This window comes from Stenotrophomonas sp. GD04054 (assembly GCF_029836955.1).
In the GTDB taxonomy this organism is placed as follows: domain Bacteria; phylum Pseudomonadota; class Gammaproteobacteria; order Xanthomonadales; family Xanthomonadaceae; genus Stenotrophomonas; species Stenotrophomonas maltophilia_A.
This window is the reverse complement of the sequence record NZ_JAOECR010000078.1, coordinates 1-15,353: the sequence shown is the minus strand read 5'-3', so window position 1 is coordinate 15,353 and position 15,353 is coordinate 1. Positions and strand designations below refer to the sequence as shown.

Annotated in this window: 14 protein-coding genes; 6 read left to right on the top strand and 8 right to left on the bottom strand. The window is 67.7% G+C overall.

What is annotated here, in order from left to right; all coding sequences use genetic code 11:
• From N7573_RS21350 to N7573_RS21335, 4 genes are all read right to left on the bottom strand, one after another.
• On the bottom strand, window positions 1–581 hold a 581-nt coding region (locus N7573_RS21350), incomplete at its 3' end, for a DUF1439 domain-containing protein (protein WP_279943279.1).
• Window positions 582–662: 81 nt separating this feature from the next.
• A complete protein-coding gene (locus tag N7573_RS21345) occupies window positions 663–1,211 on the bottom strand; it encodes a hypothetical protein (protein ID WP_279913992.1) in 549 nt (182 codons plus the stop codon).
• Window positions 1,212–1,266: 55 nt separating this feature from the next.
• Window positions 1,267–1,575, bottom strand: a complete 309-nt coding sequence (locus N7573_RS21340; RefSeq protein WP_049398822.1) for a DUF3861 family protein — start codon at window positions 1,573–1,575, stop codon at window positions 1,267–1,269.
• Window positions 1,576–1,829: 254 nt separating this feature from the next.
• Entirely contained in the window at window positions 1,830–2,228 is a 399-nt protein-coding gene (locus tag N7573_RS21335) for an HU family DNA-binding protein (RefSeq protein ID WP_010483539.1), read from the bottom strand.
• Between the two features lie 371 nt (window positions 2,229–2,599).
• On the opposite strand from N7573_RS21335, the gene N7573_RS21330 reads away from it, so the two are divergent.
• A complete protein-coding gene (locus tag N7573_RS21330; protein ID WP_005408443.1) occupies window positions 2,600–3,031 on the top strand; it encodes an OsmC family protein in 432 nt (143 codons plus the stop codon).
• A gap of 162 nt (window positions 3,032–3,193) precedes the next feature.
• Here the strand turns inward: N7573_RS21330 and N7573_RS21325 are convergent, their stop codons facing one another.
• Window positions 3,194–4,072: a PhzF family phenazine biosynthesis protein gene (locus tag N7573_RS21325; protein WP_180838142.1), complete on the bottom strand. Its 879-nt coding sequence runs from the start codon at window positions 4,070–4,072 to the stop codon at window positions 3,194–3,196.
• 131 nt (window positions 4,073–4,203) lie between these two features.
• Complete coding sequence (locus N7573_RS21320; protein ID WP_279913637.1) at window positions 4,204–5,076, bottom strand: PhzF family phenazine biosynthesis protein; 873 nt, start codon at window positions 5,074–5,076, stop codon at window positions 4,204–4,206.
• 75 nt (window positions 5,077–5,151) lie between these two features.
• On the opposite strand from N7573_RS21320, the gene N7573_RS21315 reads away from it, so the two are divergent.
• The 3 genes from N7573_RS21315 to murD all read left to right on the top strand — a co-directional run bounded on the left by N7573_RS21315 (window position 5,152) and on the right by murD (window position 10,565).
• Entirely contained in the window at window positions 5,152–7,746 is a 2,595-nt protein-coding gene (locus tag N7573_RS21315) for a bifunctional aspartate kinase/diaminopimelate decarboxylase (RefSeq protein WP_100437481.1), read from the top strand.
• 76 nt (window positions 7,747–7,822) lie between these two features.
• Window positions 7,823–9,175 (top strand): UDP-N-acetyl-alpha-D-muramoyl-L-alanyl-L-glutamate epimerase, encoded by a 1,353-nt coding sequence (gene murL, locus N7573_RS21310; protein ID WP_279913638.1) that lies wholly within the window; start codon window positions 7,823–7,825, stop codon window positions 9,173–9,175.
• The gene (murD, locus tag N7573_RS21305; RefSeq protein WP_279913639.1) at window positions 9,156–10,565 is read left to right on the top strand and encodes a UDP-N-acetylmuramoyl-L-alanine--D-glutamate ligase; all 1,410 of its coding nucleotides are present in this window, start codon (window positions 9,156–9,158) and stop codon (window positions 10,563–10,565) included. The genes murL and murD overlap by 20 nt, the downstream gene beginning before the upstream one ends.
• Before the next feature lie 60 nt (window positions 10,566–10,625).
• On the opposite strand, the gene N7573_RS21300 is transcribed toward murD, so the two are convergent.
• Window positions 10,626–11,213, bottom strand: coding sequence for an SMI1/KNR4 family protein (locus N7573_RS21300; RefSeq protein WP_197616139.1), 588 nt, complete (start codon window positions 11,211–11,213; stop codon window positions 10,626–10,628).
• 133 nt (window positions 11,214–11,346) lie between these two features.
• On the opposite strand from N7573_RS21300, the gene N7573_RS21295 reads away from it, so the two are divergent.
• Complete coding sequence (locus tag N7573_RS21295; RefSeq protein ID WP_279943278.1) at window positions 11,347–12,138, top strand: dienelactone hydrolase family protein; 792 nt, start codon at window positions 11,347–11,349, stop codon at window positions 12,136–12,138.
• Between the two features lie 203 nt (window positions 12,139–12,341).
• Here the strand turns inward: N7573_RS21295 and N7573_RS21290 are convergent, their stop codons facing one another.
• Window positions 12,342–13,340, bottom strand: a complete 999-nt coding sequence (locus N7573_RS21290; RefSeq protein ID WP_279943277.1) for a polyprenyl synthetase family protein — start codon at window positions 13,338–13,340, stop codon at window positions 12,342–12,344.
• 214 nt (window positions 13,341–13,554) lie between these two features.
• Here N7573_RS21290 and N7573_RS21285 point away from each other — a divergent pair, with 214 nt between their 5' ends.
• Window positions 13,555–15,168: an alpha-glucosidase family protein gene (locus tag N7573_RS21285; RefSeq protein ID WP_279913995.1), complete on the top strand. Its 1,614-nt coding sequence runs from the start codon at window positions 13,555–13,557 to the stop codon at window positions 15,166–15,168.
• Window positions 15,169–15,353 lie beyond the last annotated feature (185 nt).

Sequence of the window (15,353 nt, the reverse complement as noted above, 5' to 3'; positions counted from 1 at the left end):
CCTGCCGGCACCAGGTTGCCCAGGTTCTGGTTGAAGGTGACCACCAGCTTGCCGTTCTTCACCTGCGCCGACTGCACCTGCAGCGCGCCGAGCAGGCCGGCCACGGCCGGGTCCAGCTTGTAGATCGGTTCGCGCTGGGCGTAGTCGCTCAGCCAGGCATTGAGCAGGCCGCGGGTGCGCGAATCGAGGCGACCGCCCTGGTTGGCCGGGGTGAAGTCATCCACGCTGGGCTGCTGCAGGTGGAAGCCCTGGGTCTGCGCGTCATAGCGCAGGCCGCTGCTGAGCTTCACCGTACCCAGTTTGGCAGGGTTGCCGCCGGCGGTGGCCAGAGCAACATCCATGCCCAGGTTCAACCGTTCGCCGGCCGGAAGGCTCAGTTGCGGGTGACTCATGGTCAGCGCGATCAGGCCGCCCAGGGCGTCCTGGGTGCGTGGGAAGCTGCCATCGAGGTACTGCTGCACGTCACTGGCGCCGACCGACAGTTCGCGGCCGGAAATGGAAGGGGCGGCCTGGGCGCCGATCGCAGCGGCGATCAGTACGGTAGAGGCCGCGAGGCGGGTCATCAGGGAACGCAGGCGCATGGCGGTGACCGGTGGATATGAATGGACGAATCAAAGAGTAGCCGTGCCGGCTGAATCGCGCGTGCATGCCGCTGCAACGGTTCAGTCCACCGTTGGCCGCAGTTGCGCCGACTGGATCTGCCAGGCGCGGCCATCGGCACGGGGTTGCACCCGGTACCAGCCACCGAAGCGGAAGGTGCCCTCAGGGGTCACTGCGCGAATCTGCACCGGAACCTCCAGCAGCTGCGGCGGCTGGTGACCGTCGCGCGCGATCGGTAGTTCGCTGGTCAGGCGCAGGCTGCGCACGTCCGTGAGCTGGCGCAATGCGGCATCGTCGGCGCGTCGTGCATCGCTGGGCGGGAATGTCCACGCGGCGTCGACGGCCTTGCGATCGCGATTGAGCAGGGCCATGACATAGGCATTGAGCATTCCCGCCGGCAGCTCGGCCTCGGCCGCGACGGCGGCAAACAGGGGATCGACATCGATGGCCTGCACGGCCGGTGCATCGCCTTCTGCGGCGGTCTGTGACTTCGTGCGGGCAGCCGCCTCGGCCGTGGCCGACGGTGTGGCATCCGCTGGATCGGATTGCGATGTCGGCCGGGAACAGGCCAGCAGCACCAGCGGTGCGAGCAGTATCAGGAACCTGCGCATGTCTGCCTCCTCCCCGAGGCGAACGGAAGGAGGCAGTGTATCGGCTGTGCCGCGATCAGCGGGAGGAGGGCAGCTGTTCCAGTGCATCCAGCGCCGGCAGCACCTGCGCGGCGATGGCGGCCAGGGCATGGCCTTCGGTGTCGGCGTGGCGCTGCACGATGTCGCGCAGCAGCTGGGTGGCGATCACCAGGGTCGCGCGCTCGTCGCCGCTGATACCAGCGGTGCGCGGTGCTGCTTCCAGCAGGCGCATCAGGTCGCGGCTGGCGCGATGTTCCAGTTCGATGGTGCAGCGCCCGGTGCACTGCAACCCGTCCTTTTCGATGGGGGTCACCGAGATCCGGTAGCGGGTGGAGGGGCTGGCCATGAGGGTGTGCTCGCCGTAGCTGTGGAGGATGTGCCCACCTTAGGCAAGGCCGTGCCCGGCGGCGATGGCCGGGGCTGCACGCAGTGTTCCACCCGGTACGTTCCGGGGCCGCAACGGACCACGCCCAGCCAATGGCGACGGGCCTGTGCGCGCATTCCCGGGGATGCGGCAACGCTGTGTTGCGGGCTGTGGTTGGGACAAAAAAAACGGGACGGCCAGAGCCGTCCCGTCGGAATCCGCGTTGGGGCGCGCGCTTACAGCGCGGCGTCCTTCAGCTTCTTCAGCGGACGCACCTTCAGCTTGGTGGTGGCCGGCTTGGCAGCGAACCACTGCTCTTCCTTGGTGAACGGGTTGATGCCCTTGCGCTTCGGCTTGGCCGGCACATTGACGGTGGTGATCTTCAGCAGGCCCGGCAGGGTGAAGGAGCCAGCGCCCTTCTTGTGCACCGAGGAGGCGACGGCGCTTTCAAGCGAGGCCAGCACAGCGCGGACGTCCTTGGCGATGACGCCGGAGGCTTCAGCGATGTGTGCAACCAGGCCGGACTTGGTCAGCACTTCCTTGATCGGCTTCGGAGCGGCCGGCTTGGCGGCTGCCTTCGTCGCGACTTTCTTCACTGCCTTCTTCGGGGCAGCCTTCTTAGCGGTCTTTGCCATGGTTTCCTGTTCCGTGAACGGTTGGTTGTTTGGTCGGCGCCGAACCCCGTCGGCAAGCGCAATGTAGGGCAACTCTCGGGCGCCGCCAATAGCCCGAAGCGTGGAAAGTGCATGTTTTTTCATATCCAGGCCGATTCAGTACATGGCCGGCAGTGGGGGAAGGGGGTGTGGCAGCGCGCGAGATGGTCCGCGCCCGCCCATCGGAGGAATGCGCGAAACCACTGAAAACAAGGGAAAAATGCGCGCCGGTCTGGCGAAGAAGTGACCAGTTGTCCGGTTTCCGGTGGACCTGTGGCGTGTGGCGGAGCGACGCAGGGCTAACGCCTCCCGTGCGAGGGTGACCGTTCATCACCGTCACGCAGGAGCAGCACATGGGAATCTCGCGACACGCCACCGCGCACTGGGAAGGCGATCTGAAGTCGGGCAAGGGGCAGTTGAGCACGCCGCAGAGTGGGCTGCTGGACAAGACCCGCTACGGCTTCAACAGCCGCTTCGGCGACGAAAAGGGCACCAATCCGGAAGAGCTGATCGCTGCCGCGCACGCCGGCTGTTTCACCATGGCGCTGTCGGCCAAGCTCGGCGAGGCCGGCTTCACCCCGACTTCGCTGGATACCGAAGCCAAGGTCGATCTGTCATTGGAAGGCGGCCCGCAGCTGTCGCAGATCCGGCTGAAGGTGAAGGCGGTGGTGCCGGGCATCGACGCGACGCAGTTCCGTGCGATTGCCGATGACGCCAAGCAGAACTGCCCGGTATCCAAGGCGCTGAGCGCAGTGCCGATCAGCCTGGAAGCCGAGCTGGGCTGAGGGTAGTGCCGGCCGCTGGCCGGCAACCGCATGATGTCGAGGTCCAGGTAGCAGCCGGCCAGCGTTATGGGGGCCTTCCTGGCCGCCACCCTCCGGGCCGTCGCGTCCGACGTTGGCAGCGGCTCCTGCCGCTGCCTTCGGCTCTACCACCCCCCATCACAATCACCAATCAAGGGTGCCGGTAATCACCGTCTGCACCTGGCCACCGGACCAGACTTCCCCGTCTTCATCGACGAAAAGGGTCAGGCGCGCGTCGTGGCCGACTTCGCGGCCCTGGCTGACTTCGAACGGTGCGCGACCACGGGGCAGCGCATCGCGCAGGTCCAGCCATGCGGCCAGCACCGCATTGGCGGCACCGGAGGCGGCGTCCTCGAAGCGGCGTCCATTGCCGACGAAGGCACGTACCGCCAGATCGAAGCCCTCACCGCCATCGCTGAAGGCATAGGCAAACACGCCCATGCTGTCGGTGGACTCGGCCAGTGCGGCCACCGCATCCCAGTCCGGCTGCAGCGCGCGCAATGCGGCCTCATCGGCCACCTGCACCACCCACCAGCTGCGTCCGCCCTGCATCCGCGCCGGCGGCAGCGTGCCCAGCGGCCAGTCCTTCAGTGCGGCCTGCAGGCGTGGATCGGTCGCCTCGGCAGTCTCGGCCAGCTGCGCGCGCGGCGTGCGGATGGCAATGCGCTGCTGCGCACCTTCACCGCTGACGCGCAGCGGCAGGGCACCGGCAATGCCGTCCTGCACCAGCACACCATCGACCGCTGCGGCCAGGCCGGCCTGCAGCACCGCATGCGCGGTGCCGACGCTGGGGTGGCCGGCAAACGGAACTTCCTTCTGCGGGCTGAACATGCGCAGCCGGTAACTGGCACCGGCGACCTGCGGCGGGAACACGAAGGTGGTCTCGGGCAGGCGCGTCCAGCGCGCGATGGCCTGCATGCTGGCGTCGTCCAGGCCCTCGGCATCGAGCACCACGGCCAGCGGATTGCCGGCGCCGGCGCGCGGGGAAAACACATCCAGCTGCAGGAAACGGCGGGTGGACATCAGGCGGCACTCCAGTAAACAGGCCGCATAGCGTAGCGCGGGGCACCCAAAAGGGGACGGAGGGAATTAAGTCGCTTTTGCCCCATGTGCCATAAGCGACTTAATTCCCTCCGTCCCCTTTTTTCCGTGGGCTACCAGCGGATGTGGCCGTCGATGACCGGCTGCACCTGGCCGCCGATCCAGACCGTGCCCTGCGCATCGACCTGCACCTGCACGCGGCCATCGCGGCCGACTTCGCGGCCCTGGCTGGCCACGTAGTGGCCCTCGCGGCCGGGCAGGGCGTTGCGCTGCCGCAGCCAGGCACCGATCAGGGCATTGGCGCTGCCGGTGACCGGATCTTCCGGCACGCTGGCCGCATCGGCGGGGCAGAAGGCGCGCACCACACGCGTGTGGTCGCTGCCGGCCTCTTCGGCGAACACGGCCAGGCCGGTGGCATCAGTGGCGAGGCTCCAGTCGGCCAGTGCGGCCATGTCCGGCACCAGGTTGCGTACTGCGGAGGCGTCGCGCAGCGGCAGCAGCCACCAGCGAGCGCCGTTGTCCCATAGTTCGGGTACGTGCCCGCTGGCAGCCAGCGCCAGCAGCGCTTCCGGCGCTCCGTCCGCCGCTGTGTCCAGTTGCTGCGCCGGTGGGCTGGCCAGTTGGATCTGCAGTGCCTCGGCCGGGCCGCTCACCCGTACCGGCAGCAACCCCGCCGCGCATTGCTGCAGCAGGGCACCGTCGCGTGGTTGCGCCAGGCCGCAGGTCACCGCCGCCCAGGCGGCGCCGACGCTGGGGTGGCCGGCAAATGCCAGCTCGCGGGTCGGGGTGAAGATGCGGATGTGGTAGTCGGCGCCCGGCGCACTGGGGCGCAGAAAGAACACCGTCTCGGACAGGTTCAGCCAGGCGGCCAGGGCCTGCATCTGGCTGCTGGAGAGCTCGTCGGCGTCCAGGATGACGCCCAGTGGGTTGCCGGTGCCGGGGCGGGGGGCGAAGACATCGAGCTGCAGGTAACGGAGGACGGCCATCTACGGGGATATTGCGCTTAGAATCAAAGGTTCCGCCCCCGAGGGCGGCTTCCCCACATTCTACATAGCCAATCCATGTCAGCTTCCCCCCTTGTCGATCGTTGGATCGTACTGAAGTTCGGCGGCACCTCGGTGTCGCGTCGTCATCGCTGGGACACGATCGGGAAGCTGGCGAAAAAACGTGCGGAAGAGACCGGCTCGCGCGTGCTGGTGGTGGTTTCGGCGCTGTCCGGGGTCACCAACGAACTGACCGCGATCGCCGATGGCGCGCCGGACAGCCGTGATCGCGTGGCGGCGCTAGTCGAACGCCACGAGGCCTTCCTGGTTGAACTCGGCCTGGGCCGCGAGGTGCTGGCCGAGCGCCTGGCAGCGCTGCAGGGGCTGCTCGACGACGCGCGCGCGGCCACCCGGCCGCTGCAGTGGCAGGCCGAAGTGCTGGGCCAGGGCGAACTGCTGTCCTCCACCCTGGGCGCGGCCTACCTGCACGCCTCGGGCCTGGACATGGGCTGGATGGATGCCCGCCAGTGGCTGGACGCGATGCCGCCGCAGCCGAACCAGAGCGACTGGTCGCAGCGGCTGTCGGTGAACTGCCAGTGGCGTGCCGATGCGGAGTGGATGCAGCGCTTCCGCGCGCAGCCGACCCGCCTGCTGATCACCCAGGGCTTCATTTCGCGGCATGCCGATGGTGGTACCGCCATCCTCGGCCGCGGTGGCTCGGATACCTCGGCGGCGTACTTCGGTGCGCTGCTCGGTGCCAGCCGAGTGGAGATCTGGACCGACGTGCCGGGCATGTTCAGTGCCAACCCGAAGGACGTGCCGGACGCGCGCCTGCTGACCCGCCTGGACTATTACGAGGCGCAGGAAATCGCCACCACTGGCGCCAAGGTGCTGCACCCGCGCTCGATCAAGCCGTGCCGCGATGCCGGCGTGCCGATGGCCATCCTCGATACCGAGCGCCCGGAACTGCCGGGCACCAGCATCGATGGCAGCGCTGCACCGGTGCCGGGCGTGAAGGCGATCAGCCGCCGCAACGGCATCGTGCTGGTGTCGATGGAAGGCATCGGCATGTGGCAGCAGGTCGGCTTCCTGGCCGATGTGTTCAACCTGTTCAAGAAGCATGGCCTGTCGGTGGACCTGATCGGTTCGGCCGAAACCAACGTCACCGTGTCGCTGGATCCGTCCGAGAACCTGGTCAACACCGATGTGCTGGCCGCGCTGTCGGCCGACCTGTCGCAGATCTGCAAGGTGAAGGTGATCGTGCCGTGCGCAGCGATCACCCTGGTTGGCCGCGGCATGCGTTCGCTGCTGCACAAGCTGTCGGATGTGTGGGCCACGTTCGGCCGCGAGCGCGTGCACATGATCTCGCAGTCGTCCAACGACCTGAACCTGACCTTCGTCATCGACGAAGCCGATGCCGATGGCCTGCTGCCGATCCTGCACGCCGAGCTGATCGACAGCGGTGCGATGCCGGTGGAAGAGACCGAAGTGTTCGGCCCACGCTGGCGCGAGATCGCCGGCACCGTGCGCCCGCGTGGCACGCCGTGGTGGCGGGGCCAGCGGGCGCACCTGCTGCAGCTGGCCGATGCTGGCACGCCGCGCTATGTCTACCACCTGCCGACCGTGCGCGCCCGTGCCCGCGCGCTGGCCGCGATCAAGCCGATCGACCAGCGCTACTACGCGATCAAGGCCAACAGCCACCCGGCCATCCTGCAGCTGCTGGAAGCCGAGGGCTTCGGCCTTGAGTGTGTATCGCACGGCGAACTGAAGCACGTGTTCCAGCACCTGCCGGAACTGTCGCCCAAGCGTGTGCTGTTCACCCCCAGCTTCTGCCCGCGCAGCGAGTACGAAGCCGCGTTCGCGCTGGGCGTGACCGTCACCGTCGACAACGTCGAAGCGCTGCAGCGCTGGCCGGACCTGTTCCGCAACCGCGAGCTGTGGCTGCGCGTGGATCTGGGCCGTGGCGAAGGCCACCATGCCAAGGTCCGTACCGGCGGCAAGGACTCCAAGTTCGGCCTGCCGATCGCCCGCGTCGATGAGTTCGTGCGCGCGGCCACCGATCTGGGCAGCCGCGTGGTCGGCCTGCACGCGCACCTCGGCAGTGGCGTGGAAACCGCGCAGCACTGGCGCCTGATGTGCGATGAGCTGGCCGGTTTCGCCCGCCGCATCGGCAGCGTGCACACCATCGACATCGGCGGTGGCCTGCCGATTCCGTACAGCGACGAAGACGAGCCGTTCGACCTGGACGCCTGGGCCGAGGGCCTGGCCGAGGTCAAGGCGCTGCATCCGGCATTCCGCCTGGCGATCGAGCCGGGCCGCTACCTGGTGGCCGAGTCCGGCGTGCTGCTGACCCATGTCACCCAGGTGGTGGAGAAGGACGGCGTGCGCCGTGTTGGCCTGGATGCCGGCATGAACGCACTGATGCGGCCGGCCCTGTACGACGCCTGGCACGACATCGAGAACCTCAGCCGCCAGGGCGGTTATGCCGAAGCGGCGTTCGATGTGGTCGGCCCGATCTGCGAATCCAGCGATGTGTTCGGCAAGCGCCGCAAGCTGCCGGTGTCGACCGCACCGGACGACGTGATGCTGATCGCCGATGCCGGCGCCTACGGCTATTCGATGGCCAACACCTACAACCAGCGGATGCTGCCGCGCGAAGACGTGATCGAATGACCACCGCGCGCGCCCTGCACCCGCCCACCGACACGCTCCGCGCCATCGCGCGGGCCCGTGCCTGACCGGATACACCATGACTGCTTTCGACAAACACCAGGTTTCCCGCTTCCGCTTCGTCCGCTGCGAATTCGCCGCGGACACCGGCGTGGCCAAGCTGGTCTACGCCTTTGATGACGGCCCGGAGATGGTGGAAACCATCACCGTGCCGGGCGCCCCGTTCGTGCTGGACGAAGCGCGTACCGCCGCTGTGCGGCGCGCGCTGCAGCTGCTGCACCTGATCGCCGGTGTCAGCTACTACAAGGCGGGCGTGCCGGAGACGGTCAGCATCGACAGCTACGCCATCGATGCCGATACCGCTGCGCTGGTGGAGACGGTCTACCTCAATGGCCTGGGTGAATTTGCCTACCGCAACGGCCTGAACCTGCGCGGGCGCTTCCGCCTGCCGGTGCAGGGCGAGGCAGTGCAGGCGCCGGTGCTGGGCCTGCAGCCGCACGCGCTGGTGGCGATCGGTGGCGGCAAGGATTCGCTGGTCAGCATCGAAGCGCTGCGCCGTGCCGGCGTGGACGAGACGGTGACCTGGATCGGTGGCTCGCAGCTGATCCGTGCCTGCGCTGAACGCACCGGCCTGTCGACGCTGAACCTGGGCCGCGCGCTGGCGCCGGAACTGTTCGAGCTCAACCGCCAGGGTGCGTGGAACGGGCATATCCCGGTCACTGCGGTGAACTCGGCGATCATGGTGCTGGCTGCGCTGCTGCAGGGCGTGGACCAGGTGGTGTTCTCCAATGAGCGTTCGGCCAGCTACGGCAGCCAGATTCCGGGCACCGGCGAAGTGAACCACCAGTGGTCCAAGGGCTGGGCATTCGAGCAGGCGTTCGGCAGCCATGTGCAGACGCACGTAGCGGCGGACCTGCAGTACTACTCGCTGCTGCGCCCGATGTCGGAGCTGGCAGTGGCCCGCCAGTTCGCCAAGACCGATTTCTACGACGCGCATTTCTCCAGCTGCAACCGCAACTTCCACATCCTCGGCGAGCGCCCGGTGAACCGCTGGTGCGGTGTCTGCCCGAAGTGCCATTTCGTGTTCCTGGCGCTGGCCCCGTTCATGCCCAAGACGCGCCTGGTGCGCATCTTCGGCCGCAACCTGCTGGACGATGCCGAGCAGGCCGGTGGCTTCGATGCACTGCTGGAATTCCAGGACCACAAGCCGTTCGAGTGCGTGGGCGAAGGCCGCGAATCGCGTGCGGCGATGGGGACCCTGGCGCAGCGCCCGGAGTGGAAGGAAGACGTGCTGGTGAAGCGCTTCTGCAATGAGATCCAGCCGCAGCTGGATGCCGCCGAACTGGAACTGGCACCGCTGCTGCAGCTGCAGGGCGAGCACCGCGTTCCGGCTGTGCTGTGGGAACGGGTGCGTGAAGATTTCGAAGCTTGAAGGAAAGCGCGTTGCGCTGTGGGGCTGGGGCCGTGAGGGCCGCGCCGCGTTTGCGGTGCTGCGCGAGCGCCTGCCCACGCTGCCGCTGAGCCTGTTCTGCCCGGCGGCAGAAGTCGAGGCCGCACGCGCAGAAACGCGGGGCGCGCTGGATGTGCGTGGCGAGCCTTCTGCTGAAGCGCTGGCCGCGTTCGACGTGGTGATCAAGTCGCCCGGCATCAGCCCCTACCAGCCGGTCGCGCTGGCGGCGGCGGGGCAGGGCACCACCTTCATCGGTGGCACCGCGCTGTGGTTTGCCGAACATGCAGGTGCCGATGGCATCGTGCACGACACCGTGTGCGTGACCGGTACCAAGGGCAAGAGCACCACCACCGCGCTGGTCGCGCACCTGCTGCGTGCCGCCGGCCACCGCACCGGCCTGGTCGGCAACATCGGCCTGCCGCTGCTGGAAGTGCTGGACCCGCAGCCCGCACCCGCGTACTGGGCGGTGGAACTGTCCAGCTACCAGACCGGCGAAGTGGCGCGCAGTGGCGCCCATCCGCAGGTAGCGGTGGTGCTGAACCTGTTCCCGGAGCACCTGGATTGGCACGGCAGCGAGCAGCGTTACATCGAGGACAAGCTGCGGCTGGTGACTGAAGCCGCACCGCGCATCGCCGTGCTCAATGCCGCCGATCCGCATCTGGCTGCGCTGTCGCTGCCCGATCGCGAAGTGGTCTGGTTCAACCAGCCGCAGGGCTGGCATATGCGCGGTGACATCGTGCATCGCGGCGAGCAGGCCGTGTTCGATACCCGCAACACGCCGCTGCCGGGTCGCCACAACCGCGGCAACCTTTGTGCGGTACTGGCGGCGCTGGAAGCGCTGGGGCTGGACGCCGTGGCGCTGGCACCGGCGGTGCAGGATTTCCGTCCGCTGCCGAATCGCCTGCAGCGCATCGGCGCGGCCGATGGCCTGACCTACGTCAACGATTCGATCAGCACCACGCCGCATGCCAGCCTGGCCGCGCTGGAGTGCTTCGCCGGGCAGCGCATCGCACTGCTGGTGGGCGGGCACGACCGTGGCCTGGACTGGACCGATTTCATGCAGCACATGGCGCACGACGTGCCGCCGGTGGAGATCGTGACCATGGGCAGCAACGGCCCGCGCATCCACGCGATGCTGCAGCCGCTGGCCGATGCCGGTCGCTTCGGTCTGCACGCGGCGGCGGATCTGCCCGAGGCAATGGCGCTGGCACGTGCCGCGTTGGGTTCTGAGGGCGGGGTGGTATTGCTGTCGCCGGGCGCGCCGAGCTTTGGTGCCTACCGCGATTACGTAGCGCGTGGTCGTCATTTCGCCGAACTGGCCGGATTCGACCCGGACAGCATCAGCGCGATTCCGGGGTTGGGCATCGCCTGAAGGTAGTGCCGGCCGCTGGCCGGCAACCTCCGGAGAAACTCATCCACGCATGGCGTGGATCTACTGCTCCTCGTCGATGAACGCGTAGCCGCCGTCGATCAACTGCTGCAGGTACGCATCGAAGCTGGGCGCGATCACCGCATAGCTGTCCGGATCGTGCAGGTAGCGCACCACCTGGCCGACCGTACCGCCCGGCGCGGGATCAAAATCCAGGTACAGCATCGAGGTGCCGCCGTTGTTCATGCAGTGCGAGAAGCACAGGCGGCGGTTCATCGGCAGATCGGCGTCGATGCCCTCACCCAGGATCTCCGGTTCGTCATCCAGCCACTCTTCGTAGATGGAACGGATGCTGTCGTCCCACTGCTGCTGGTCCTCGAAGATCTGCGCGATCGAACGCAGGTAGTAGGGGTAATCGCCCACATCTGAACCCAGCATCAGCACGCAGACCTCACCGCCGGGATACTCGCGGAAATGGGTGCCATCCACGCGGGACAACAGTTCCACCAGGCTGTCCGGCACCTGCGGCCACTGCGCACGCAGGCGCTGCAGGTCTTCGGCGCTGGCGCCCTGGACCCAATCCCACTGGGCGGCATCGTCGGCAGGCAGACGCGGAACAAGGCCAGACAGGAAGCGATCAACAAGATTCATGCGAAAAAAGGGGACGGAGGGGATTAAGTCGTATCCAACCACACCTGCGTCACGTCGCCAATGCAGAATGCGACGCGGGAGGGGTGAGTACGGCTTAATCCCCTCCGTCCCCTTTTTCTTGCGGAGCAGGCGCATGAATCGTTGGCGATGCGGTGTCGCGGTGGTTCTGGGGCTGGCGGCGATGCCGGCGTGGGCGGCGATGAAGACGCAGCCGGTGGAGTGGAAGCACCAGGGTACGACCTTCAGTGGCGTGCTGGTCTATGACGACGGCGACAACGATAAGCGCCCCGGGCTGGTGATGGTGCCGAACTGGAAAGGCGTGAACGAATCGGCGGTCGAGAAGGCCAAGCAGCTGGCTGGCGATGACTATGTGGTGCTGGTGGCCGATGTCTACGGCAAGAGCGTGCGGCCGAAGACCGATGCCGAGGCCGGGCCGGTGGCGACCAAGCTCCGCAACGACCGGCCGCTGCTGCGTGCGCGTGCGCTGGAGGCGGTGAACGTGCTCAAGGCCCAGGCCGGCAAGGCGCCGCTGGATGCCAGCCGGATCGGTGCGGTGGGCTTCTGTTTCGGTGGCACCACGGTGCTGGAGCTGGCCCGTGCCGGTGCGCCGCTGGCAGGGGTGGTCAGCCTGCACGGCGGGCTGGGTTCGCCGCTGCCGGCGCAGGCCGGTGGCACGCACCCGTCGGTGCTGGTGCTCAATGGCGCCGACGACACCAGCGTGACCGCCGAGGACATCGCCGGTTTCCAGAAGGAAATGAACGCGGCCAAGGTCGACTGGGAATTCACCAACTACAGCGGCGCGGTGCACTGCTTCGCCGAGCGCGATGCCAACAGTCCGCCAGGCTGCCAGTACAACGAACGGGCGGCCAAGCGCGCCTGGAAAGCGCTGGATGAGTTCTTTGAGGAGCGTTTCGAGAAACGTTGAACCGTGCGGCGGTAGTGCCGGCCGCTGGCCGGCATTCCCGTGACATCCGCAGCATCATGAGGTTGCCGGCCAGCGGCCGGCACTACAATGCGGTCAATGCGAACGGTCGGCAGCCACCGATGTTTCCGTGCCGACCAACGGTCGGCACCCACCGGAATGCCGGTTTAGTGGGTGCCGACCGTTGGTCGGCACGCCTCAACCCATCAATGCGAGCGCTGCACCGCGTAGCGGGCCAGGCCGCGCAGGGCGGCCACGGCATCGTTGTCGCCCAGGCCGTCGAGCGCGCGCTCGGCGGCTTCGGCATATTCCTCTGCACGCGCGCGGCTGTACTCCAGGCCGCCGGTGGCGCGGATCGCGGACAGCACTTCCGGCATCGCCGAGGCGTCGCCGTCCTGCACGATGGTGCGCAGGCGCTCGCGGGTGGCGGCGTCCGAATGGGCCATGGCATGGATCAGGGGCAGCGTGGCCTTGCCCTCGGCGAGGTCGTCGCCCAGGTTCTTGCCCAGCTCCTCGGCATTGGCCGAATAGTCCAGCACGTCGTCGGCAATCTGGAACGCGTAGCCCAGGTGCATGCCGTAGTCGAACAGGGCCTGCTGGGTGCCTTCATCCACGCCGCTGGCCAGCGCGCCCAGGCGGGTGCCGGCGGCGAACAGCACCGCGGTCTTGCGCTCGATCACGCGCAGGTAGGCGGCTTCGTCGGTATCCGGGTTGTGCACGTGCAGCAGCTGCAGCACTTCACCCTCGGCGATGCGGTTGGTGGCATCGGCCAGGATCTGCATCACCGACATGCGCTCCAGCTCGACCATCAGCTGGAAGCTGCGCGAGTACAGGAAGTCGCCGACCAGCACGCTGGGCGCGTTGCCCCACAGGGCGTTGGCGGTGCTGCGGCCACGGCGCAGGCTGGATTCGTCCACTACGTCGTCGTGCAGCAGGGTGGAGGTGTGGATGAACTCGATGATCGCCGCCAGCTGGTGGTGGTCCGGGCCGGCCTGGCCGACCGCATGGCCGGCCAGCATCACAAGCATCGGGCGCAGGCGCTTGCCGCCGGCGGAAATGATGTGGTCGGCGATCTGGTTGATCAGCACGACGTCCGAGGACAGGCGGCGCCGGATCAGGGCGTCGACGGCGGCCATGTCGGCCGCGGCAAGCGACTGGATCTGGGGCAGGCCCAGGGCGGGACGGGTGTCTTCGGTGATGGTCATGCGATCAGGCTTTCAGGCTCATCACTGATTATAGGCGTTGCCTGTGAATTCGGGCGCAAACCGGGCAGGCCGGCGTCTGCGGCCCGGCCACGGATGCCGCCTGCGTGAATACGTATGCAGGTTGCGCCATGCCCGTGAGGCCACCGCTAAGCTTGCGGCATCAGGATTTCGGCCCGCTCCCGGCGGGTCCCGCACGCCCGGAGGGGGGCTGTCGATGTCGCACTATCCATGGTGGCGCGGAGCCGTCATCTACCAGATCTACCCGCGCAGTTTCCTTGACGCCAACGGCGACGGGGTAGGCGACCTGCCGGGCATCATCCAGCGCCTGGACCACATCGCAACGCTGGGCGTGGACGCGATCTGGATCTCGCCGTTCTTCAAATCGCCGATGGCCGACTTCGGCTACGACATCGCCGACTACCGCGACGTCGACCCGCTGTTCGGCAGCCTGGACGACTTCGACCGCCTGCTGGCCAAGGCGCACGGTCTGGGCCTGAAGGTGATGATCGACCAGGTGCTGAGCCATACCTCGATCGAGCACGCCTGGTTCCGCGAGAGCCGCCAGGACCGGACCAACCCCAAGGCCGACTGGTACGTATGGGCGGACCCGCGCGAGGACGGCACGCCGCCCAACAACTGGCTGTCGCTGTTCGGCGGCGGCGCCTGGCAGTGGGAGCCGCGCCGAGAGCAGTACTACCTGCACAACTTCCTGGTCGACCAGCCAGACCTGAACTTCCATCACCCGGACGTGCAGCAGGCCACCCTGGACAACGTGCGCTTCTGGCTGGACCGCGGCGTGGATGGCTTCCGCCTGGATGCGATCAACTTCTGCTTCCATGACGCGCAGCTGCGCGACAACCCGGCCAAGCCGGCGGAGAAGCGCTTCGGTCGCGGCTTCAGCCCGGACAACCCGTACGCCTACCAGTACCACTATTACAACAACACCCAGCCGGAGAACCTGCCGTTCCTGGAGAGGCTGCGCGCGCTGCTGGACGAGTATCCGGGGGCGGTCAGCCTGGGCGAGATCTCCTCGGAGGACTCGCTGGCCACCACCGCCGAGTACACCCGCGATGGTCGTCTGCACATGGGCTACAGCTTCGAGCTGCTGGTGGACGACTACAGCGCGGCCTATATCCGCGACACGGTCTCGCGGCTGGAAGCGGCGATGACCGAAGGCTGGCCGTGCTGGGCGGTTTCGAATCACGACGTGGAGCGGGCGGTCAGCCGCTGGGGCGGCCACCCGGCTGACCCGCGCCTGGCGAGGATGCTGGTGGCGATGCTGTGCTCGCTGCGTGGCTCGGTCTGCCTGTACCAGGGCGAGGAACTGGGCCTGGCCGAGGCCGAGGTGCCGTTCGAGGCCCTGCAGGACCCGTACGGCATCACCTTCTGGCCCAACTTCAAGGGCCGCGATGGCTGCCGGACCCCACTGCCGTGGACCGACGCGCCGCTGGCCGGTTTCACCACGGGCCAGCCGTGGCTGCCGATCCCGCCCGAGCACCGGGCCGCGGCCGCGGCGGTGCAGGAGCGCGACCCGGACTCGGTCCTGGCTGCGTTCCGCGGGTTCCTGGCCTGGCGGCATAGCCAGCCGGCACTCCTGCATGGCAGCATCCGATTCATCGAAAGCGCCGAGCCAGTGCTGCTGTTCGAGCGTATGCTTGCAGATGAAACCCTCCTGCTGGCCTTCAACCTGTCGGCCGAGGCGGTGAGCCATCCGCTGCCGCCGGGCAACTGGCAGCAGGTGGCGGTGCCGGGCCCGGATGCGGGCACGGTGCAGGGCAATGAACTCCAGCTGCCGCCGCGCGCGGTGTATTGCGCCCGACGCAGCTGACCGTTTTCTCCGGTGGCGGTACTTGCGGGGACGGGGCCGAAGCGCCCTGTCCCTTTTTTGTGGGTGGGCTTCCGGCGAAAGGCATCCACGCATGGCGTGGATCTACCCAGAGACACCCCAACCAGTAGATCCACGCCATGCGTGGATGGGCCTCGCCGACCAACGGCCGGCATCCGCGCAAAAGA